This is a genomic window from Gryllotalpicola koreensis, from assembly GCF_039538185.1.
GTDB classification, from domain to species: Bacteria; Actinomycetota; Actinomycetes; order Actinomycetales; family Microbacteriaceae; genus Gryllotalpicola; species Gryllotalpicola koreensis.
This window is the reverse complement of the sequence record NZ_BAABBW010000002.1, coordinates 421,155-442,172: the sequence shown is the minus strand read 5'-3', so window position 1 is coordinate 442,172 and position 21,018 is coordinate 421,155. Positions and strand designations below refer to the sequence as shown.

The window sequence follows — 21,018 nt, the reverse complement described above, 5'->3', positions numbered from 1 at the left end:
GAGTGACGTGTTCGGGGTACCTGGCTGATAGCAAGGATGTGCAGTGCATTCGCACGAGCAGCCGATCGGAGCCGCACATTGAGTACTCAGACATCCGTCTCTCCCCCGAAGCAGGGCGCGAGCCCCATTCTGCACAGGGTGCGCGGCAAGGTGCTTCTGCTCCTGTGCGTGATGTACGCGATCTCGTATCTGGACCGCACGAACATCTCCACCGCCGGCCCCACGATCATGGGCGCGCTGCACCTGAACGCGACGCAGTTCGGCATCGCGGTCTCGGCGTTCTCGATCCCCTACGCGCTGCTGCAGATCTTCGGCGGGAACCTGGGCGAGCGCTTCGGCGCGCGCAAGTCGCTGTTCTGGATCGGCGTGCTCTGGGGTGTCGCCACGATCGCGACCGGCTTCTCCGTCGGCCTGTGGTCGCTCGTGGGCGCGCGCCTGCTGCTCGGGCTCACCGAGTCCGCCGCGTTCCCGACGGCGACCAGCGCCATGTCGCGCTGGGTGCCGCCCGACCGCAATGGCTTCGCCCAGGGCGTCGTGCACTCCGCCTCGCGCCTCGGCAACGCCGTCGCCCCGATCCTCGTCGGCGGCCTGATCATCTGGGGCGACAGCCTCGACACCTTCCTCGCGGGCTGGCAGATCTCGTTCCTGCTCGTTGGCCTGCTCAGTGTGATCTGGGCGCTGATGTGGATGATCTCCTACCGCGACCGTCCGCAGAACCATCCCAAGGTCACGGAACTGGAGCTCTCCGAGATCCCGCGCGAGCTTGAGAAGGCCGCCCGCCCGGCAACGCCGTGGGTGCGGCTGATCCGGACGATCCTGCCCGTAGCGATCGTCGACTTCGGCTACGGCTGGGTGCTGTGGGTGTTCCTCACCTGGATCCCCACGTTCCTCTCCGACACCTTCGACCTGCCGCTGTCGAAGTACGCGCTGTTCACCTCGGTGGTGCTCGTCGGCGGTGTCGTGGGCGACACCGTCGGCGGCGTGTTCGCGGACTTCCTGCTGCGCCGCACGGGGAACCTGCGCAACTCGCGCCGCACCGTGCTCCTCGTGGGGCTGATCGGCTCGATGGTCTGGCTCGTGCCCCTGCTGTTCGGCCATACGCTGGCCGTCGCGACGGTCTCGCTGTCCCTCTCGTTCTTTTTCCTCGAACTGTGCAACGCGACGCTCTGGGCGATCCCGATGGACGTCGCCCCCGAGTGGTCGGGCACCGCGAGCGGCATGATGAACACCGGATTCGGCGTCGCCGGCATCTTCTCGCCGATCGTGTTCGGTGCGATGGTCGACTCGGTCGGCTGGCAGTGGCCGTTCGGCCTCTCGATCGCACTGCTCGCGGCCGTGGCTGTGGTCGCCGCCATTATGAAGCCGCGGCGCGTGCTTCCGCTCGGTGTCGACGACGTCGCGGACGCCCGGTGAACCACAGGCTCGCCGGGCTGCGGCGCAGCAGCTCCGTGAGCCCGATGGCGCCCAGCACGACGATCAGATAGGCGGCGAGCGACAGCCACGGATCGGGCACGGCCTTCGCGAACCAGCCGTCCGCGACCCACAGCAGGGTCCACAGGATCAGCGGGTGCGACAGGAAGATGCCGAAGGAGCGGTCCGTCGCCGTGTCGACCGACCGGGCGAGCAGGCTGCCCTCTCGGCGCCTGTCGGACCACAGGCTGCCGATCGCCGTGAAGCCGAGCCCGACCCCGACGCCCCAGACCACGATCGCGGGCTGCACGGGCGAGCCGGCCGAGTACAGGCTCGCCCCCGTCGCCACCTGGATCGCGAACACGCCGAGGTAGACGGCCGCGCACGCGAGGGTGATGAGGCCGACGAGGCCGCGGTGCCGGGCGACCCAGCCGAGGAATCCCTCGCCGTGGTCGGCGCAGATCGCGCCGGCGAGGATGAAGAAGCTGTAGCTGAAGAAGTACTGCTTGTCGTAGGCGACGAAGCCGGGCAGCACGTGCGGCCAGTAGTGGTACCAGCTCATCAACCCCAGCTGCAGCACGGCCGCCGCCGCGAGCACGACGTAGTGGCCACGGCCGCGGGTCTTCTGGACCAGCCACGCGATCGCGGGGACGAGCAGGTAGACCTGCATCGTCACGAGCAGGAAGTACAGGTGGTACCAGGCCGTGCCGGTGAGCACGGAGTGCACGTAGTCGAGCAGGAAGCCGCCGACGCTCGGGTCGTGGTGGGTGCGCGGGTAGTCGTAGAGCAACTGATAGACGAACGACCACACCAGGTAGGGCACACCGACGAGCAGGAAGCGGCGCGGCCAGAACCTCCGCATCGGCACAGGTTTGTGGAAGTAGCTCCACATCAGCACGAAGCCCGTGATCCAGAAGAACGGCTCGCGGGTGAAGTGCAGCAACGCGAGCAGCACGTGCAGGCCGACGCCGTCGGACGGCGCGGTGTGGCTGATCGTGTGCACCCCGATGACCGACGCGAACGTCAGGATGCGGATGACGTCGATCTCGTGGATGTGCCGGCGCTTCCTGACCGGTGTGCTCTTCGGCTCGGCGGTGGGTTCCGTCGCTTCCGTCACGCGTCGTCCTCCTGGAGCGCCGCACGGATGCGCGCGCGCTGCACCTTCCCCGTCGCCGCCCGCGGCAACTCGTCGGTCACGGTGAGCTCCACCGGGCGCAGATGGCGCGGCAGCTCGGCGGCGGCGCGCTCGAGCAGCGCGACGCGCAGGCTTTCGGCATCCGTCTCGTCCCCGTCCGGGATCACGAAGGCGACCGGCACCTGCCCCAGCACCTCGTCGGGCTTCGCCACCACGACGGCCTCGCGCACCCGCGCGTCGCCGAGCAGCACATCCTCGACATCGGCCGGGTACACGAGCTCGCCGCCGCGGTTGATGACGTCATCGCTGCGGCCGACGAGCGTGACGAAGCCGTCCGCGTCGACGCTGCCGAGGTCGCCGGTGCGCAGCCAGCCGTCCTTGTCGAAGCGGTCGGCGGCGACATCGCCGAAATAGTGCGAGATCACGCCGCGCCCGCGGATCCAGATGAGACCGACGGATGCCGCAGGCAGGAGCGCCCCGTCATCGTCGCGCACCTCGAGCTCGGCCCCCACCGCGCGCCCCACCGAGCCGCGCGGCGCGCTGCCGTCGAGCGGCGTGGCCGTGATCTGGCTGGCGGCCTCGGTCATGCCGTAGCTCACGATGAGCGGCACCCCGTCGAACGCCGCGGCGACCGGGTCGGGCAGCGGTGCCGAGGCGCTGCGGATGAAGCGCAGGCCCCGGGGCGCCTCGACGGGCTCCTTCGCGAGGATCGCGAGGATCGCGGGGACCGCGTTGATCCAGGTGACGCGCCGCTCGCGCATCAGCTCCCAGAAGCCGGTGCGGTGGAAGCGGCGGTCGAGGACGAGCGTGCCGCCGGCGACGAGGGTCGCGAGCAGCGCGACGACCTCGGCGTTGATGTGGAACAGAGGCAGCGGGTTGTAGCCGCGGTCCTCGGGGCTCAACTCGTTGTGGGCCGCGACGGCGCGCGCGACGTGCAGCAGCTGCTCCTCGCTGAGCTCGACGCCCTTCGGCGTGCCGGTCGAGCCCGAGGTGAAGAGCACGGCGCTGCCGCGCTCCCCCGATGGCGCGGCGTGTGCTGCTGCGGGCAGCTCGTCGAGCGCGCGCACGACGACGGCCGAGCCGGGGAACTGTCCGGCGAGCGTCTCGAGTGCCGCCGCTGACGAGTCGGGCGCGACGGGCGCCGCGCGCAGGCCTGCGGCAAGCACCGCGAGGTAGACGAGGGCGAAGTCGATCGGGTCCTCTGGGGCGATCAGCACGGCTTCGGCGCCGAGCGCGGCGGCACGGGCGGGCAGTTCTACGAGGTCTCGGTAGCGGATGACCCGCTCGGAGCGGGCGTCCTCGAGGAACACGGCGTCAGGGTCTTCGATGCCCCGTCTTGCGATGAGCTCGGCGAGGGTCTCGCCGTCTCCCCCACTGGAACCGTCGGCGCTCAGACTCACCGTTCCAGGCTAGTAGGCGTCATGGAGCGCCTCCTGCGCGACGGCTATGCCGCGGGTCAAACCGTCGTGGGGAAGAGATTCGGGCACGGCTGCGGCGTGTCCGCAGACGCCGACGGCGTGTCGCGCAGAATCTCTTCCGCTACGTGCGCCTGACGCCCGCGGCATCCGTCATGCGGTCAGCGTCGCCCAGAGCTCGTCGACGGCCGCGAGCAGCTCCTCGCGGCTGCCGTCGTTGTCGAGCACCACGTCGGCGACGGCCACGCGCTCGGCATCCGTCGCCTGCGAGCCGATGCGCGCCTCAGCCTCGGCCTCGCTCAGGCCGCGGTCGGCGACGAGCCGGCGGAGGCGCTCGTCGCGGCGCGCATTGACGACGACGACCTTTTCGAAGCGCAGCGGACGATCGCGGGATGCCTCGACCAGCAGCGGCACGTCGTAGATGACGATCGCCTCGGGATTCTCGGCCTCTGCCGCGGCGAGCTTCGCCTGCCCGAGCCGCCACACGGCCGGGTGAGTGATGTCGTTGAGCTTCTGCAGCGCGGCGGGGTCGCCGAAGACGAGCCGGCCGAGCGCCGGCCGGTCGAGCGAACCGTCGGGCAGCAGCACCCCCTCGCCGAACTCGGCCACGATCTGCGCGAGGGCCGGCTGGCCCGGCTCGACGACCTCGCGCGCGAGCTTGTCCGCGTCGAGGATCACGGCGCCGTGCTCGGCGAGCCGCGCGGAGACGGTGGACTTCCCCGAGGCGATGCCCCCGGTCAGAGCGATGAGCTTCACGGATGCCACGCTACCCGGCCCCGTGACTCCCGCGCGGCGACAACGGAGGCCGGAATCCGACGCGCGAAGCCACGTCTACTGTCGCCGCGCGAAGGGTGCGGCATCCGTCAACGACAAAGGGCCGGACTCCCGAAGGAATCCGGCCCCTGTGTGCTACTCAGCTCAGTTGCTCGAGAGCTTCTCGCGCAGAGCGGCGAGCGACTCGTCGTCGGCAAGGGTGCCGGTGCCGGCCGACTCGGTCGAGAACGACGACGAGCTGGACTGGCCGCTCGTGTTCGCCTCTTCCTCGAGCTGGCGGGCGACCTGCTTCTTGTGAGCCTCCCAGCGCTCCTGAGCGGCCGCGTAGTCGGCCTCCCACTTGGCGCGCTGCTCCTCGAAGCCTTCCTTCCACTCGCCGGTCTCCGAGTCGAAGCCCTCGGGGTACTTGTAGTTCCCCTGCTCGTCGTACTCGGTCGGCATGCCGTAGAGGGCCGGGTCGAACTCGGTGCCCTCGGGGTCGACACCGTCGTTGGCCTGCTTCAGCGAGAGGCTGATGCGGCGACGCTCGAGGTCGATGTCGATGACCTTGACGAAGACCTCTTCGCCGACGGACACGACCTGCTCGGCGAGCTCGACGTGCTTGCCCGACAGCTCGGAGATGTGGACGAGGCCCTCGATGCCGTCGGCGACGCGAACGAACGCACCGAACGGAACGAGCTTCGTGACCTTACCGGGCGCGACCTGGCCGATCGCGTGGGTGCGGGCGAAGACCTGCCACGGGTCCTCCTGGGTGGCCTTGAGCGACAGCGAGACGCGCTCGCGGTCGAGGTCCACCTCGAGGATCTCGACGGTGACCTCCTGGCCGACCTCGACGACCTCGCTGGCGTGCTCGATGTGCTTCCAGCTGAGCTCGGAGACGTGCACGAGGCCGTCGACGCCGCCGAGGTCGACGAACGCACCGAAGTTGACGATCGACGAGACGACGCCCTTGCGGACCTGGCCCTTGTGCAGGTTGTTGAGGAAGGTGGTGCGCGACTCGGACTGCGTCTGCTCGAGCAGGGCGCGGCGCGAGAGGACCACGTTGTTGCGGTTCTTGTCGAGCTCGAGGATCTTCGCCTCGATCTCCTGGCCGAGGTACGGCGTCAGGTCGCGCACGCGGCGCAGCTCGATCAGCGAGGCGGGCAGGAAGCCGCGCAGGCCGATGTCGACGATCAGGCCGCCCTTGACGACCTCGATGACCTGGCCGGTCACGACGCCGTCGGCTTCCTTGATCTTCTCCACATCGCCCCAGGCGCGCTCGTACTGAGCCCGCTTCTTCGACAGGATCAGACGGCCTTCCTTGTCCTCCTTCTGGAGAACGAGGGCCTCGACGGTGTCGCCGACGCCGACGACCTCGCTGGGGTCGACGTCGTGCTTGATGGAAAGCTCACGTGAGGGGATGACACCCTCGGTCTTGTAACCGACGTCGAGGAGCACCTCGTCGCGGTCGACCTTCACAACGGTGCCTTCGATGAGGTCACCGTCGTTGAAGAACTTCAGAGTCTTCTCGACCGCGGCAAGAAAGTCTTCAGCAGAGCCGATGTCGTTGATGGCGACCTGCTTGGCTGCCTTTTCGGTCGTAGTGGTAGTCATTGAGTAGTTACTCCGGGATGGACATGAATCAGGCCTGATACGAACGTTGTGTGTGTTTTCCGCATCAGGCGAGCGGATAGAGAAGTCACGAGAGTGACGTTCAAGTTTACCTGATGTGAAACGGATGCCTCAACGCCGGCATTCCCGCGCGAGGCATCCGTCTTCTCCTGAACTCAGCCGAGGAGCGCCGTGCGCAGCGTGTCGAGGCCGACGCCGCCGAGATCGAGCGCCTTCTTGTGGAACGCCTTGATGTCGAAGGCGTCGCCCTCGCGTGCCTTGAGCTCGTCGCGCAGCTGCTGCCAGACCCGCTGGCCGACCTTGTAGGCGGGTGCCTGGCCGGGCCAGCCGAGGTAGCGGTTCACCTCGAAGTCGACGAAGCCCTGCTCCATGTTGACGTTGCGGCCCATGAAGCCGAAGGCGTAGTCGCCCGTCCAGATGCCGCTGCCATCGGGGAGCGGCTTCTCGAGGTGCACGCCCAGGTCGAGCACCACGCGGGCCGCGCGCATGCGCTGGCCGTCGAGCATGCCGAGCCGGTCGGCGGGGTCGCTGAGGTAGCCGAGCTCGTCCATGAGGCGCTCGGCGTAGAGCGCCCAGCCCTCGCCGTGGCCCGAGACGAACTGGTTGCGGCGCCACGCGTTGAGCTTGGCCGTGTTGTAGACGCCGATGCCGAGCTGCAGGTGGTGACCGGGGACGCCCTCGTGGTACACGGTCGTCTTCTCGCGCCAGGTGTCGAACTCGGTGACGCCCGGCGGCACGCTCCACCACATGCGGCCGGCTCGCGAGAAGTCCTCCGAGGGGCTCGTGTAGTAGATGCCGCCGTTCTGCGTGGGGGCGATCATCGCCTCGATGCGGCGCAGCGGCTCGGGGATGTCGAACTGCGTTCCCGCGAGTTCCGCGATCGCCTGGTCGGCCGTCTCCTGCATCCAGGCCTTGAGCGCGTCGGTGCCCTTGAGCTTGCGCGACGCGTCCTGGTCGAGGAACTCGATCGCCTCGCGCACGGAGGCGCCCGGCTTGATCTCGTTCGCGATCGCCTCCTGCTCGGCGACCATGCGGGCGAGCTCTTCGATGCCCCACTCGTAAGTCTCATCGAGGTCGAGCTTCGCGCCGACGAAGCCGCGGCTCGCGAGGGCGTAGATGTCGCGCCCGACCGCGTCGCGCTCTGGCGCCTCGTGCTGCAGCTCGTCGTCGAGGAAGTAGCTGAGCTCGCCATACGCCGCGGCGGCGGCCTGGGCACCGCGCTGCAGATCGGCCTTGAGCGACTCGGGCAGCTCAGCCCCGTCGGCCGTCTTCGCCCCGTTCGCGAGCGTGAAGAAGAAGCCGTCGCGGGCGTTCAGCTCGTCGGCCTGCTGGATGCCGATGCGCACCTGTCGCACCGCGGGGGCGTTGCCGCTCGACATGCCGACCCGCAGCGACTCGATGTAGCCGCGGATCGCCGCCGGGATATTCCCCATGCGCTTTGCGATGACGGCCCAGTCGTCGGCCGTGTCGGTCGCCGAGAGGTCGAAGATGTCGCGCAGGTTCTGCAGCGGCGAGGCGATGTTGTTGAGGTCGCGCTGCCAGAAGCCGGCCTCGTGCTTCTCGATCTGCAGCTCGAGCTCTCGGGCGAGGTCGAGCTTGGTGATGGTGTCGGTCTCGTCGGCGGCTTCGGCGGCGTTGATCTCGGCGAGGGCCGCGCGCGCGGCATCCGCTGCGCCCTGGTGGCCCGCCGGGGAGAGGTCGCCGTACTCGCCTTCGCGGCCCGGGCGGCCGAGGTAGACCCGCATCTCTGGGTACAGGTCGAGCTCGGCCTCGAGCCAGCGCTCGGCGATGCGATCGATCTCGGTCGGAGTGCGTTCGTCGGTCATGATTCGAGCCTAATCGTGCGCGGCGGCCTGCCAGTTCGGGCCGCGGCCGACCTGCACCGTGAGCGGCACGCTCAACTCGGCGGCCCCCGCCATGCGGTGCTTCACGATCTGCTCGAGGGCGTCCCACTCCCCCGGCGCGACCTCGAAGATGAGCTCGTCGTGCACCTGCAGCAGCATGCGGGAGCTGAGGGATGCCTCGGCCATGTCACGCGCGACGCCGAGCATCGCGATCTTCATGATGTCGGCAGCCGAGCCCTGGATCGGCGAGTTGAGCGCTGCGCGCTCGGCGTTGTCGCGCAGCACACGGTTCAGGCTGTTGAGGTCGGGGAACGGGCGGCGGCGGCCGAAGATCGTCTCGGTGTAGCCGTCGACCTTCGCCTGGGCGACGACGTTGCGCAGGTAGTCGCGCACACCGCCGAAGCGCTCGAAGTAGTCGGCCATCAGCTGCTTGGCCTCGGCCTGCGAGATGCGCAGCTGCTTGGCCAGGCCGAACGGGCCGAGGCCGTAGGCGAGCCCGTACGACATGGCCTTGACCTTCGAGCGCATCAGCGGGGTCACCTCGTCCGGGGTGACGTTGAAGACGTGCGAGCCGACGAAGCGGTGCAGGTCCTCCCCCTCTTGGAACGCCGCGATGAGCCCGGCGTCGCCGGAGAGGTGCGCCATGATGCGCATCTCGATCTGCGAGTAGTCGGCCGTCAGCAGGCACTCGAAGCCCTCGCCTGCGACGAACGCGGAGCGGATCTGGCGCCCCGTGTCGCTCCGCACCGGGATGTTCTGCAGGTTCGGGTCGTTCGACGAGATGCGGCCCGTCGCCGCACCCACCTGGTCGTAGGTGGTGTGGATGCGGCCCGTGTCGTCGATCGACTTCTCGAGGGTCTCGATCATCTGCCGCAGCTTCGTCGCGTCGCGGTGTCGCAGCAGCGCATCGAGGAAGACGGTTCCGGCGTTCTCTTCGCTGATGCCCTCGCGCAGATCGGCGAGCGAGTCGGCATCCGTCGAGTACCCCGTCTTGGTCTTGCGCGTGAAGGGCAGGTGCAGCTCGTCGAAGAGCACGGTCTGCAGCTGCTTCGGGCTGCCGAGGTTCACCTCGTGGCCGATCGCGGCGTAGGCGGCCTGCTGGTAGGTGTCGACCCAGCCCGAGAGCGCCTCGCGCTGGCCCTTCAGCACCTCGGCGTCGACGGCGACACCGGTGAGCTCCATCTGGGCGAGCACCTCGACGAGCGGCACCTCGATGGTCTCGTAGACGCGCTTCGTGCCCTCGGCGAAGGCGAGGTCGAGGTCATCGGCGATGCGCAGCACGTACCACGCCTGGCTCGCCGCGCTGATCGGCTCGGAGTCGGGCACGAGCTGGTTCGGGTCGGGCGTCGGCAGGTTCTCGCCGAGCACCTCGTAGACCTGATCGGCGAGGCTCGCGGGCGCCTTCGCGGGGTTGAGGATCGCCCCGGCGACGCGCGTGTCGCCCCCGACGCCGCGAATCGGCAGGCCGACGCGGGCGGATGCCTCGATCTGCGCCTTCGCGTTGAAGAACAGCTTCGACCGGGCCGGGTCGGCGAGCCACGCCGCGAACGCCTCATAGTCGCCCGTGCCCTCCTTGAAGGGGACGTAGGCGCTGTCGTCGCTGACCGAGAGCCCGTAGCCCGCGACGCCGGCGGGGCCGTAGTCGAGCTGAACGGCGACCGGCTTCCCCGCGGTCTTCGCGAGCCAGTGTGCGAGCTCCTCATCGACGAGGGTCTTCACCGGCGGCGCCGTCTCGATCTCGGGCTCGGCGACCGGCTCGGTGGAGGCGCCGTCGGGTGCGGCATCCGTCGGCCCGACCTTCAGGACCCGGTCGAGGAGCGTACGGAACTGGAGGCGCCCGAACACGTCGCGCACTGCCTGCTCGTTCACGGCGCGGCGCTCGAGGTCGGCGGGGCCGACCGGCAGCTCGACGTCGGTCAGCAGGCGGTTCAGGCGCCGGTTGCGCAGGGCGTTCTCCTTCTGCTCGCGCAACTTCTCGCCGACCACGCCCTTGATCTCGTCGGCGTGCGCGACGATCTCGTCGACGGTGCCCCACTGGGCGATCCACTTGGCGGCCGTCTTCGGGCCGACCTTGTCGATGCCGGGCAGGTTGTCGGCCTTCTCGCCCGTGAGGGCCGCGAGCTCGGGGTACTGGTGCGGCCACACCTCGTACTTGTCGAAGACCGCCTGCGCGTCGTAGCGCTTCAGCTCGCTGACGCCGAGCACGCTCGGGTAGAGCACGGTGACGCTGTCATCGACGAGCTGGAAGCTGTCGCGGTCACCCGAGACGACGAGCACGTCGAAGCCCTGCTCTGCGCCCTGCTTGGCGAGGGTCGCCAAGATGTCGTCGGCCTCGATGTCCTCCTTCTGGAGCCACTGCACGTTCATCGCGGTCAGCGCCTCTTGCAGCAGCGGCACCTGCCCGATGAACTCGGGCGGTGTCTCGCCGCGGCCGCCCTTGTACTCGGGGTACTCGCGGGTGCGGAACGAGAATCGGCTGATGTCGAACGCGACGCCGAGGTGGGTCGGCTCGTAGTCCTTGAGCAGCTTCAGCAGCATGGAGATGAAGCCGTGGATCGCCTCGGTGTGCTGCCCGTCGTCGGTGATGAAGCGGCCGGCGGGCAGCAGCGCGAAGAACGCGCGGAACGCCAGCGAATGGCCGTCGATGATCATCAGGGTGGGCTTGCGGGCGTCGGTCACGGATGCCAGCGTAGCCCGCGCCTCCGACATCGGTTCCGGCGATAGTGTCGCTAGGTGAGCAACGACGACACCGCTTGGTACATCGCCCGCGGTCAGGGCGTCCTGGCCGATCGCATGGGCATCGAGATCCTCGAATTCGACCGCGAGCACGCCGTGGCGCGGATGCCTGTCGAGGGCAACACGCAGCCCCTCGGGCTGCTGCACGGCGGCGCCTACTGCGTGCTCGGCGAGTCGCTCGGCTCGATGCACGCGAACTACCTCGCGCTGCAGGGCGGCGAGAATCGCTACGCCGTCGGCGTCGACATCAACGCGACGCACACCGGGTCGGCGACCTCAGGCTGGGTGACGGGAACCTGCCGTGTGCTCTCGGCCGGCCGCACGATCACCGTGCACGAGATCGTCGTCACCGACGAGAGCGGCCGCCGTTGCTCCACGATCCGCATCACGAACCTCATTCGAGAGAGCAAGTAGCGCCACGCCGCGCAAACGGTCGCCAGGTCCCGCGGTTTCCCGACGCGCGTGGCCGCGGCACCTGGCGATCACTTCCGCGGCGCTGGGTGCGTGCGCCGTCATGGCCGCGGAAGTGCTGCACTGGCGCGCGAGCCGCAGCGAGCTCGGCGGTGGGGCACGCGGCGACGGCACGGAAGCCGTCGTCGTGCTCGGGTACCGGAACCGAGGCGGTCGGGCGAACAGGGTGAATCGCTGGCGGGTCCGGGCAGGCATCCGCTCGTTCGATCCGGCCGCGCGGGAACGGCTGCTCGTGCTGTGCGGGGGCTCGGTCGGCGGCTCCGTTCCCGAGGCCGAGCTCATGGCGGCGTACGCCCGTGAACTCGGCTACGTGGGTCTGATCACGCGTGAGCGCGCGAGCCGGACAACATGGGAGAACGTCGAGAACGCGATGGTGCTCATCGAGGGCGCGGCGACGATCAAGATCGTCTCGAATTCCCTGCATGCCGCGAAAGCGCGCGGGTATCTGCGCCAGTTGCGTCCCGACCTCGCGTCGCGACTCGCCCGCGCCGACGACTACCGCTTCGGCGAGCAGTGGTGGTTGAAGCCGGCCGCTGTCATCATCGACCTGCGCCATTCGTGGAGGACCCGCCGGCGGGCGCGTCCGTGAAGGCGACCTCGAGACGTGCGGGAGTGGGGCTATGCGGATGCCTGCGGCATCCGCTCACTCCCTACTTCTTGTTCGCGGTGCCCGGCGCGAGCTGCTCGATGATCGCCTTCGCGACGTCGTGCATCGTCAGGCGGCGGTCCATCGACGCCTTCTGGATCCAGCGGAACGCCTCGGGCTCGGTGAGCCCCATCTTCTCGTTGAGCAGGCCCTTGGCGCGGTCGACGAGCTTGCGGGTCTCGAAGCGCTCGGCGAGGTCGCTGACCTCGGCCTCGAGCTGGATGATCTGCGCGTAGCGCGCCAGCGCGATCTCGATCGCGGGCAGCAGGTCGTTGGGCGTGAACGGCTTGACGACGTAGGCGAGCGCTCCGGCCTCGGAGGCCCGTTCGACGAGCTCTTTCTGGCTGAACGCGGTCAGCAGCACGACGGGCGCGATGTGGTTCTTGTTGAGGCGGTCCGCCGCTTCGATGCCGTCCATCTTCGGCATCCGCACGTCCATCACGACCAGGTCGGGGCGCAGCTCGGTGGCGAGCGCCACGGCGGTCTCGCCGTCGCCCGCCTCCCCCACGACCTCGAAGCCGTTGTCACGCAGGATCTCGACGATGTCGAGGCGGATGAGGGATTCGTCTTCGGCAACGACGACGCGACGGGGCGCGTTGTTCTCCGGCTGGTCAGTCACGGTTCAAGCGTATACGAGCGCGGCGGTCGGCTTCTGAAGGCGCGGGGCGGACGGCGGAGTACGGATGCCCGCCTGCGGTATCTTCGTAGGGCAGTGTCGGCCGGCATGGCGGAATGGCAGACGCGGAGCACTCAAAATGCTTTGTCCGAGAGGGCGTGAGGGTTCGAGTCCCTCTGCCGGCACTGTCTGTAGCCTCGGGTTGCGTCACTCATGCCCCGTTGTTCGTCCGAAGTGTGCCAGAGGCTCAGGCCGACGACACGCACTCGGGCGAGCACGAGCCGCATCGCACCGGTGATGGCGGGCGGGCGGGCGAGGCACGAGTGCAGGCTAACGGTGCAGTTCGGTCTGGGGCGCACGCGTAGCCGCGATGATGACCCACACGGTGCCGCAGGCGACGAGGGCGAGCCCGGCCAGCCCCAGCAGCAGAAGCGGGATGATGCTCGGCGACCCTGCGCCGGGCGCGTTCTCATCGAGCCAAACACCCTCGCCATACCCCTCGGCGTAGGTGACGCCGAGCACCAGAAGGCCGAGCAATAGCGTCGTGATGGCGGGGCCGATTCGCATGACGCTCATCATGGCAGGCGGCGGACGTGTTTCTGTCGTAGCGACCGTTTCTGGCTCGAGGCTGAGTGCGAGGACGTATCGCTTTCGATGCGAGCCGCACGAAGAGCGCGAACCTGTTCGGCGAGGAACGCCGCGGCGGCCAGAGCCGCCACGTAGCCGCTACGACTCGGCGGGCGCTTCTTGCATGCGGCTCAGCCCGCAAACACCTGCTTCGCGACGTTGATCGCGGACATCGCCCGCGGCCAACCCGCGTAGAACGCCAGGTGGGTGATGGTCTCGACGATCTCGCTCTCGCTGAGCCCGTTATCTCGCCCGAGTCTGAGGTGGAACGGGAGCTGCTCGGTGTGGCCGCCGGCGATCAGCGCGGTGATGGTCACGAGGCTACGGTCGCGCGGGCTGAGTTCGGGGCGTTTCCAGATGTCGCCGAAGAGCACGTCGTCGGTGGCGTCGACGAGCTTTGGGGCGAAGTCGCCGAGCTGCTGCCGGATGGCAGACGGCTGCGTATCGCTCATGCCACGCTCCCGTTGTACTCGTCATCGGTGATGTGCTCAAGCCAGGTGGTGGTGCCCGCAGGGTCGTCGGCGTTCTCGAGCATGGCGAGGTGCTCCATGAAGCAGCCGGGTGCGGCTGCGTGCCAATGCTCCTGCCCGGGCGGCGTGTAGAGCGTCTGGCCTGCGTGGACGTCGATGATCTGGCCGTCGCGGGTTCCGAAGCGTGCAATGCCCTGCGTGACGTGAAGGTACTGGCCGCGGGCGTGGGAGTGCCAGGCGGTGCGTGCACCGGGCGCGAATCGGACCTTGGAGACGATCATCCGCTGGTCACCGTCGTGTGGCAGAGCGATCGGATCGAGCCAGACGTCGCCGGCGAACTGCTCGGGTGGATTCTTGCTCGTGGGAGCGGTGGGTTCGATGTTCACAGGTTCTCTTTCTCAGGGATCGGAGCGGCGTCGGTACTGGCGCCCCACGACGCGAGCAGGCGCAGCCGCTCGGCGGAGGGCGAGCCGGGCTCCGCGGTGTAGATCAGGAGCACCAGGCCGGGCTCGGCGGTCACGGCCAGCTCTTCGTAAGCGAGGGTGAGCTCACCGACTACGGGGTGGACGAAGCGCTTGGTCCCGGTGCCGTGGGTGCGCACATTGTGGGCGGCCCAGAGGTTGCGGAACGTCTCGCTGCGGGTGGACAGCTCGCCGACGAGGTCCTGCATCTCCTTGTCGTGCGGGTCGCGGCCGGCCTCGGCGCGCATGATCGCCACACACATATCGGCGAACCGCTCCCAGTCCGGGTAGAACTCTCGCGAGACCGGGTCGAGGAACTGGAAGCGTGCCAGGTTCGGGATGCGGCCGCCGTCCCCGATGAGCGGCGAGTAGAAGGCGCGGCCGAGCGCGTTGACGGCGATCATGTTCTGCCGGGGGTCGCGGACGAAGGCCACGCCGTCGGTGATCGCATCGAGCGCCCACTGCATGCTGGGTCGCGACGATGCCTTCGATGCGGCGCGGCGTCGCGGCCGGCCGGAGATGGGTATGCCGTCGGCGGCGCGAGCGAGGTCGAACAGGTGCGCTCGCTCCGTGTCGTCGAGTTGAAGGGCGCGGGCGAGCGCGTCGAGCACCGATGTGGATGCGCCGGCGATCTGCCCGCGCTCAAGGCGCGACAAATACTCGACGGAGATCCCGGAGAGCGTCGCCAGTTCGGTGCGCCGCAGCCCGGGGACGCGGCGATTCGTGCCGGCTGGAAGCCCGGCCTGTTCCGGTGTGACCTTCGCTCGCCGCGAGACCAGGAACTCGCGGACTTCTTCTCGGTTGTCCACGTTCCGAGAGTAGGTCGGAGTGCGGCAACGAGGGATGCCCTGCCAGTACACCTCACGCCAGGGACTCCCTGCGTCGTGAGATCGGGCGAACTCTGAATACATGCCCACCCCGTACTCTGCGGCCGCCAGCCCCGTTGCTCGGTTCCTGCCGACGCTGCTCTTGTTGCTGACCGTGTTCGGGCCGATCTCGATGGACCTCTACCTCCCCGCGCTCCCGGCGCCCGCCGTCACGCTCGCAGCCGGCGCCGCACTCACCCTCATCCGACCATCCCGGACACGGATGGGTATCACCCCACCGAGCCGGCCTGCCGTACCGAACAACCACTGAAACCAGAGGAGCCTCACCATGCGCGGAGTCATCATGCACGCCCCCGGCGACGTCCGAGTCGAGGAGCGCGACGACCCGAAGATCATCGAACCCACCGACGCCATCATCCGCCTCTCCGCCACCTGCATCTGCGGGTCAGACCTGTGGCCCTACCGCGGCGCCGACGACGTCCACGACGCCCCCATGGGCCATGAGTACGTCGGCGTCGTCGAAGAGGTCGGCGCCGAGGTGAAGACCGTGAGGCCTGGCGATTTCGTCATCGGCTCCTTCTGGGCCTCCGACAACACCTGCGAGATCTGCCGGGCCGGCTACCAATCCCACTGCGTCCACCGTGTGCTCATGGGAACCATCGGCACCCAGGCCGAGCGCGCCCGCATCCCGCTCGCCGACGGCACCCTGGTCGCCACCCCCGGCATGCCCGACGACGAGCTGATCCCCTCGTTCCTCGCGCTGTCCGACGTGCTCGGCACCGGCTGGTTCGCCGCCGTCGCCGCCGAGGCCGGCCCTGGCAAGACCGTCGCGGTCGTCGGCGACGGCGCCGTCGGCCTGCTCGGGGTGCTCGCCGCCAAGCAACTCGGGGCAGAACGCATCATCGCCATGTCGCGCCACGCCGGCCGTCAGGCGCTCGCCCGCGAGTTCGGTGCGACCGACATCGTCGCAGAGCGCGGCGATGACGGCGTCGCGAAGATCAAGGAACTCACCGACGGGCTCGGCGCCCACTCCGTCATCGAGGCAGTGGGGACGCAGGAGGCGATGATGCAGGCCATCAACTCGGCACGCCCCGGCGGCCACGTCGGCTTCGTCGGCGTCTCGCACGACGTCGAGATCTCCGGCGAGCTGATGTTCGGCACCGGCATCCACCTGCACGGCGGCCCGGCGCCGGTGCGCCGATTCCTGCCGGATCTCATCCAGCTGATCTGGGACCGCAAGATCGACCCCGGAAAGGTGTTCGACCTCACCCTGCCCCTCGACCAGGCCGCCGACGGCTACAAAGCCATGGACGAGCGCCGCGCCACCAAGGTGATGCTCACGGTCTAACCAGGGCCCCGCAACAACGCAGAGAGGAATCGCATGAGCAACTGGTCCGAGGTCGAATACCTGAGCATCGCCAGCGCAGTCGAGATAGAGATCACCACACGGCGCACAGACGGCACTCTCCGCCCGTGGGTGCCGATCTGGGTGATCGGAGCAGGTGACGAGCTGTACATCAGGTCATGGCGCGGGCGGAGCGCCGCCTGGTTCCGCCACGTGTCCGCACACAGCGAAGCACGCATCAGAGCCGGCAGCGCGGAGTACGACATCGCAGTGATCGACGTGCCGCGCGACGACGCAGCCCACCCGCTGATCAACCAGGAGTATCAGCGCAAGTACGCGAGGTACCCGACACACGTGCCGCCGATGCTTGCGGAGACGGCTGTCACCGCAACGCTCCGGCTTCTGCTGGCACAGGAGAGGCACGATTCGCAGTAGACCGCTCTGACGCAAAGAGGTACTGGTAAAGACGCACCGTGGACCATACATACCAACAAGGAAGCGCACGGGGCGCCGCCTCAGCCCGCGCTCACCGGCCGCCCTGCCCGTCGTCGACCTTGATGACTGTGCCCGTCACCGCCTCAGACGACGGCGCGCACAGGTAGAGCAGGGTGCTGTCGAGCTGCGCCGGGTCGCCGTAGCGGCCGCGCGGGAAATGCGCGGAGTGATCGCCGACACGTGCGATCATGCCGTCCATCATCTCGGAGCTGAACGCACCGGGCGCGATGCCGTTCACGTTGATGTGGAAGCGCGCCCACTCGACGGCGAGCACCTCGGTCATGCGCGCGATCGCCGACTTCGTGATCGAGTAGAGCGCGGCGCCGCCCCCGCTGTAGCTGAATCCGCCGACGGAGGAGATGTTGACCATGCGGCCCGGCCGTTTCGCTGCGATGAGTCGCCTGGCGACCTCGGCGGAGAGCACGAACGGCCCGCGCAGATTGGTGTCGATCACCGAGTCGATGAGCTCGAGCGGCATCCTGGTCACGTACTGTGCGTCGGGGATGCCGGCGTTGTTGATGAGGATCGTCACGAGGCCGAGCGCGTCCTCCGCCCTCTGCACCGCGCCGGCGATGGCCGCGGCGTCGCGCACGTCGAGCTCGACGGCCACAGCGGTCCCGCCGCCCGCCTCGATCTCGGCGACCAGCTCGGTGAGCCGATCGACGCGGCGCGCGGCCACCGCGACGGCTGCGCCGGCGGCGGCGAGCGTCCTCGCGAAGCGCCGCCCGAGGCCCGACGAGGCGCCGGTCACGAGCGCTACCTGCCCGGTGAGGTCGGAAGAGTTGTACGGAAGGGGGAACTGATCCTCGTTGATCGTCATGCTTCCAGTCATACCGCTCGCAGTGCCTGAGACAATGGCCTCATGACTGAGCACACGACGGCTGCGCACCGCACGCGCCCGCAGGTCCGCCCCAAGGCCGAGGGCTGGACCCAGGCGACGGATGCCGGCGGCCGGCCGTTGCTGCAGTTCCGTGAGCCCCGGCGCACGCAGCCCGAGACCCACCTCGCCGACCTGAGCCTCGCCGAGCGCAAGGCGAAGCTCGTCGAGCTCGGCCACCCGGCCTTCCGCGCGACCCAGCTCAGCACCCACTACTTCGAGCACTACACGGTGGACCCCGAGCAGATGACCGATCTGCCGGCATCCGCCCGTTCGGAAATCGTCGAGAAGATGCTGCCGCCCCTGCTCACCGAGGTGCGCCGCCTGCGCACCGACAAAGGCGAGACGATCAAGTTCCTCTGGCGCCTGTTCGACGGGGCGCTCGTCGAGTCGGTGCTCATGCGCTACCCCGGGCGCGTCACCCTCTGCGTGTCGAGCCAGGCGGGCTGCGGCATGAACTGCCCCTTCTGCGCGACCGGCCAGGCGGGCCTCACCCGCAACCTCTCCGCGGCTGAGATCGTCGATCAGGTCGTCGCCGCCAACCGTGCCATCGCGAACGGCGAGCTCGGCGGGCTGCGCAAGGACGGCGGCTTCGACTCGCCGCGCGTCACCAACATCGTCTTCATGGGAATGGGCGAGCCGCTCGCCAATTACAAGCGCCTGATGAACGCCGTGAACCGCATGGTTGCGCCCGCCCCAGAGGGGCTCGGCATGAGCGCCCGGCACATCACGGTTTCGTCGGTCGGGCTGGTGCCCGCGATCCGCAAGCTCGCCGACGAAGACCTGCCGCTCACCTTCGCGCTGTCGCTGCACGCGCCGGACGACACGCTGCGCGACGAGCTGATCCCCGTGAACGACCGGTGGAAGGTCGACGAGGCGCTGGATGCCGCGCGGTACTACTTCGAGAAGACGGGCCGCCGCGTCTCGATCGAGTACGCGCTCATCAAGGACATGAACGACCACGCCTGGCGCGCCGATCTGCTCGCAGAGAAGCTCAACGCGCGCGGGCGCGGCTGGGTGCACGTGAACCCGATTCCGCTGAACCCGACGCCCGGCTCGATCTGGACGGCGTCGGAGCCGGCGGTGACGAACGAGTTCATCCGGCGGCTCGAGGCGGCCGGCATCCCGACGACCCTGCGCGACACCCGCGGCAAGGAGATCGACGGCGCCTGCGGGCAGCTCGCCGCGGCGGAGTAGCGGGAGCTGTTCCCGTTCGGCGGCAGGCCGCGCCCGAACGGCGCACCTGCGCCCGGTGCAGCGGGCACGACTGCGCCGAACGGGCGCAGAGGCGCGACGCGCTACGCCCGCTCGGCGGCCATCAGGATGATGTAGGCCGCGTCGCGCAGATCGTGGGCGATGCCGTTGGACGCCGGCGAGTGCACGAGCACCGTGCCGAAGCCGAGCCGCGTGGCCGCCTCGATGTCGGCCTCGAGGTTGTCGCCGACCATCCAGACGGGGCCTGACGGGTCGGGCTCGCCGAGCGCGCGCAGCGCGGTGCGGAAGATCTCGGGGTGGCCCTTCTCGTAGCCGACCTCGGCGCTCGCGATGATCGCGTCGAAGTAGCCGGCGATGCCGAGTCCCTGCACGGTGCGGCGCAGCTCAGGCACGGCGTTGCTCACGATCGCGAGCCGCCAGCCCTCCTCCTGCAAGGCCTCGAGCGCGTCGAGCGTCTCGGGGTAGAGCTCCCACTCGGCGGGGTCGGAGAAGCGTGGGCGCACCTGGGCGACCGCCGCCTGGGCCAGTTCGGCGTCGACGCCGGCGTACACGCACGACATCAGCAGCACCTGCTCGAGTCGCTGCCACCAGCCGTCGGGGTCGCCGTTCAGCTCAGGATGCGCCTGGTCCGGGTGATGCCAGGGGAATCCGTCTTCGAGGCCCGCCCACAGATCGCTCGCCGTCACGACCGTGTCGGGCTGCTCCTTCCGGATTGCGTCGAGCAGAATGCGGCCGAAGCTGATCCAGGGGCGCCGCGCCAGCGTGCCGTCGAAGTCGAACAGGACGATCCCGGCCATGCGCTGACTGTAACGCCGCGGGCGCGCTTCCGGCCGTCACCCGTTCTCGTGTCGGGCGCGGCGCCGCTCGAGGGATGCGCGGCGGCGCCGGGCGATGGCGGCCGCGTCGGGGTCGCGCTCGGCACCCTCGGCGTCGTGGCTTGCGCGCTCGGCCGCCGTGCGCGCCGCGTTCGCCGCCTGGAGGCGGGCGAGGAGTTCAGCACGTCCGACGGCCTCCGACGCGGTCGGCGCGGACTTCCGCGCGGCGCGTGCCGCGTTCAGAAAACGGGCGCGTGCGGCATCCGTATCGATGATCGGATGCCTCACCGTGAGCTCCTGCCAGGCCTCGAGCACCTCGTCGGGCACCCAGCTCGCGCCCGCCGGCCAGAGCTCGCGGCCCACGCGCCGGCCCTCGGCCTCGAGGTCGACCTCGCCCGCGTTCCTCACGGAAGGGATTCTGCTCGACACGCCGTACGCGCGCCGCGACACGCCGGCGAGTGCCCGAATCCCTTCCACTGGGTCACGGGAGTGCGGGAGGCGGATGCGGGAGGCGGGCTATTCCACGGCCTCGCCGGTGGGGTCCGGCGCGGCCCTGTCGACCAGGGACTCTCCGCCGACGGGGGTGCCCGCCCAGCTGACCAGGTCCCAGCCGTGGGCGAGCGAGCCGTCGAGCACCGCGACGCCCGTGTTGTCGAGCGGATTCTTCAGCGTGAACTCGCCGCTCGCATTGAGTGCGCGGGCGCCGACCCACGCGCGGATCGCCGCCCCATGGCTGAACACCACCACTGTGTCGTCGTGGGCGCCCGCGATCTCGGCGACGGCCGCATCGAAGCGGCCGAAGAACGTGTGCCCGTCGGACGCCCCCGGCATGCGGGCATCGAGCTCGCCGGTGCCCCACCGGATGATCGTGTCGAGATAGGCCTTGATCGAGCTCTCGTCGGACTTCGCCTCGAGCGCGCCCGCCTCGATCTCGTGCAGGCCGTCGTGCACGACGACATCGAGCGCGCGCTCCGACGAGAGCGGAGACGCCGTCAGCTGCGTGCGCACGAGGCGGGAGGCGTAGATGCCCTGCACGTTCTCGTCGCGCAGTGCGTGGGGCACGGCACGCGCCTGCCTCTCCCCCAGCTCGGTCAGGCCGGGGCCGGGCGCCGCCGTGTCGAGGACTCCGGCGACGTTGGCGGGGGTCTGACCATGGCGGATGAGGAGGAGGCGCACCCTTCCGACGCTAGCCGACACTCCGCTGAGACGCGCTGAAACGGGCTTCTGA

The 21,018-nt window shown here is 69.3% G+C and carries 22 protein-coding genes and 1 tRNA gene; 8 read left to right on the top strand and 15 right to left on the bottom strand.

Annotated features, from left to right (window positions below):
* Positions 1-78 precede the first annotated feature (78 nt).
* Positions 79-1,413 carry an MFS transporter gene (locus tag ABD708_RS07060; protein WP_344752694.1) on the top strand — a complete coding sequence of 445 codons (1,335 nt, stop codon included), beginning with the start codon at positions 79-81 and terminating at the stop codon, positions 1,411-1,413.
* Here the strand turns inward: ABD708_RS07060 and ABD708_RS07055 are convergent.
* The 6 genes from ABD708_RS07055 to polA form a co-directional block, all read right to left on the bottom strand.
* Positions 1,355-2,527 carry an acyltransferase gene (locus ABD708_RS07055; protein WP_344752692.1) on the bottom strand — a complete coding sequence of 391 codons (1,173 nt, stop codon included), beginning with the start codon at positions 2,525-2,527 and terminating at the stop codon, positions 1,355-1,357. The two genes, ABD708_RS07060 and ABD708_RS07055, sit on opposite strands and share 59 nt — an antisense overlap.
* Positions 2,524-3,945, bottom strand: a complete 1,422-nt coding sequence (locus ABD708_RS07050) for a class I adenylate-forming enzyme family protein (RefSeq protein ID WP_344752690.1) — start codon at positions 3,943-3,945, stop codon at positions 2,524-2,526. The genes ABD708_RS07055 and ABD708_RS07050 overlap by 4 nt, the downstream gene beginning before the upstream one ends.
* Positions 3,946-4,113: 168 nt before the next feature.
* Positions 4,114-4,716: a dephospho-CoA kinase gene (coaE, locus tag ABD708_RS07045; protein WP_344752688.1), complete on the bottom strand. Its 603-nt coding sequence runs from the start codon at positions 4,714-4,716 to the stop codon at positions 4,114-4,116.
* A gap of 162 nt (positions 4,717-4,878) precedes the next feature.
* On the bottom strand, positions 4,879-6,327 hold the full coding sequence (gene rpsA, locus ABD708_RS07040) for a 30S ribosomal protein S1 (protein WP_344752686.1): 1,449 nt from the start codon (positions 6,325-6,327) through the stop codon (positions 4,879-4,881).
* A gap of 173 nt (positions 6,328-6,500) precedes the next feature.
* Complete coding sequence (locus ABD708_RS07035) at positions 6,501-8,171, bottom strand: DUF885 domain-containing protein (protein WP_344752684.1); 1,671 nt, start codon at positions 8,169-8,171, stop codon at positions 6,501-6,503.
* A gap of 9 nt (positions 8,172-8,180) precedes the next feature.
* On the bottom strand, positions 8,181-10,868 hold the full coding sequence (gene polA / locus ABD708_RS07030; RefSeq protein WP_344752682.1) for a DNA polymerase I: 2,688 nt from the start codon (positions 10,866-10,868) through the stop codon (positions 8,181-8,183).
* A gap of 114 nt (positions 10,869-10,982) precedes the next feature.
* On the opposite strand from polA, the gene ABD708_RS07025 reads away from it, so the two are divergent.
* Together ABD708_RS07025 and ABD708_RS07020 are read left to right on the top strand one after the other, a co-directional pair.
* Positions 10,983-11,339: a PaaI family thioesterase gene (locus ABD708_RS07025; protein ID WP_344753379.1), complete on the top strand. Its 357-nt coding sequence runs from the start codon at positions 10,983-10,985 to the stop codon at positions 11,337-11,339.
* Positions 11,340-11,439: 100 nt separating this feature from the next.
* Complete coding sequence (locus tag ABD708_RS07020) at positions 11,440-11,985, top strand: YdcF family protein (RefSeq protein ID WP_344752680.1); 546 nt, start codon at positions 11,440-11,442, stop codon at positions 11,983-11,985.
* Positions 11,986-12,046: 61 nt separating this feature from the next.
* On the opposite strand, the gene ABD708_RS07015 is transcribed toward ABD708_RS07020, so the two are convergent.
* Positions 12,047-12,661, bottom strand: a complete 615-nt coding sequence (locus ABD708_RS07015) for an ANTAR domain-containing response regulator (RefSeq protein WP_344752678.1) — start codon at positions 12,659-12,661, stop codon at positions 12,047-12,049.
* 99 nt (positions 12,662-12,760) lie between these two features.
* On the opposite strand from ABD708_RS07015, the gene ABD708_RS07010 reads away from it, so the two are divergent.
* Positions 12,761-12,843, top strand: a tRNA-Leu gene (locus ABD708_RS07010).
* Between the two features lie 145 nt (positions 12,844-12,988).
* Here the strand turns inward: ABD708_RS07010 and ABD708_RS07005 are convergent.
* The 4 genes from ABD708_RS07005 to ABD708_RS06990 all read right to left on the bottom strand — a co-directional run bounded on the left by ABD708_RS07005 (position 12,989) and on the right by ABD708_RS06990 (position 15,025).
* Complete coding sequence (locus tag ABD708_RS07005) at positions 12,989-13,225, bottom strand: hypothetical protein (protein WP_344752676.1); 237 nt, start codon at positions 13,223-13,225, stop codon at positions 12,989-12,991.
* 191 nt (positions 13,226-13,416) lie between these two features.
* On the bottom strand, positions 13,417-13,737 hold the full coding sequence (locus ABD708_RS07000) for a carboxymuconolactone decarboxylase family protein (protein ID WP_344752674.1): 321 nt from the start codon (positions 13,735-13,737) through the stop codon (positions 13,417-13,419).
* Positions 13,734-14,141, bottom strand: a complete 408-nt coding sequence (locus ABD708_RS06995) for a (R)-mandelonitrile lyase (protein ID WP_344752672.1) — start codon at positions 14,139-14,141, stop codon at positions 13,734-13,736. Before ABD708_RS06995 ends, ABD708_RS07000 begins: the two co-directional genes overlap by 4 nt.
* Complete coding sequence (locus ABD708_RS06990) at positions 14,138-15,025, bottom strand: helix-turn-helix transcriptional regulator (RefSeq protein ID WP_344752670.1); 888 nt, start codon at positions 15,023-15,025, stop codon at positions 14,138-14,140. Before ABD708_RS06990 ends, ABD708_RS06995 begins: the two co-directional genes overlap by 4 nt.
* A gap of 100 nt (positions 15,026-15,125) precedes the next feature.
* Between ABD708_RS06990 and ABD708_RS06985 the strand changes: the two genes are divergently transcribed.
* The 3 genes from ABD708_RS06985 to ABD708_RS06975 are packed head-to-tail and all read left to right on the top strand — an operon-like array spanning position 15,126 to position 16,823.
* A complete protein-coding gene (locus tag ABD708_RS06985; protein WP_344753401.1) occupies positions 15,126-15,353 on the top strand; it encodes a hypothetical protein in 228 nt (75 codons plus the stop codon).
* Positions 15,354-15,371: 18 nt separating this feature from the next.
* On the top strand, positions 15,372-16,391 hold the full coding sequence (locus tag ABD708_RS06980) for a zinc-dependent alcohol dehydrogenase family protein (protein WP_344752668.1): 1,020 nt from the start codon (positions 15,372-15,374) through the stop codon (positions 16,389-16,391).
* A 33-nt stretch (positions 16,392-16,424) separates the two neighbouring features.
* On the top strand, positions 16,425-16,823 hold the full coding sequence (locus ABD708_RS06975) for a DUF2255 family protein (protein WP_344752666.1): 399 nt from the start codon (positions 16,425-16,427) through the stop codon (positions 16,821-16,823).
* Positions 16,824-16,914: 91 nt separating this feature from the next.
* Here ABD708_RS06975 and ABD708_RS06970 read toward each other — a convergent pair whose 3' ends face one another.
* Positions 16,915-17,703, bottom strand: a complete 789-nt coding sequence (locus ABD708_RS06970; RefSeq protein ID WP_344752664.1) for an SDR family NAD(P)-dependent oxidoreductase — start codon at positions 17,701-17,703, stop codon at positions 16,915-16,917.
* 42 nt (positions 17,704-17,745) lie between these two features.
* Here ABD708_RS06970 and rlmN point away from each other — a divergent pair, with 42 nt between their 5' ends.
* Positions 17,746-18,957: a dual-specificity RNA methyltransferase RlmN gene (gene rlmN / locus ABD708_RS06965; RefSeq protein WP_344752662.1), complete on the top strand. Its 1,212-nt coding sequence runs from the start codon at positions 17,746-17,748 to the stop codon at positions 18,955-18,957.
* Positions 18,958-19,058: 101 nt separating this feature from the next.
* Here the strand turns inward: rlmN and ABD708_RS06960 are convergent, their stop codons facing one another.
* The 3 genes from ABD708_RS06960 to ABD708_RS06950 form a co-directional block, all read right to left on the bottom strand.
* Entirely contained in the window at positions 19,059-19,772 is a 714-nt protein-coding gene (locus tag ABD708_RS06960; protein WP_344752660.1) for an HAD family hydrolase, read from the bottom strand.
* 36 nt (positions 19,773-19,808) lie between these two features.
* The gene (locus ABD708_RS06955) at positions 19,809-20,198 is read right to left on the bottom strand and encodes a hypothetical protein (RefSeq protein WP_344752658.1); all 390 of its coding nucleotides are present in this window, start codon (positions 20,196-20,198) and stop codon (positions 19,809-19,811) included.
* Between the two features lie 108 nt (positions 20,199-20,306).
* Positions 20,307-20,966 carry a histidine phosphatase family protein gene (locus ABD708_RS06950; RefSeq protein ID WP_344752656.1) on the bottom strand — a complete coding sequence of 220 codons (660 nt, stop codon included), beginning with the start codon at positions 20,964-20,966 and terminating at the stop codon, positions 20,307-20,309.
* Positions 20,967-21,018 lie beyond the last annotated feature (52 nt).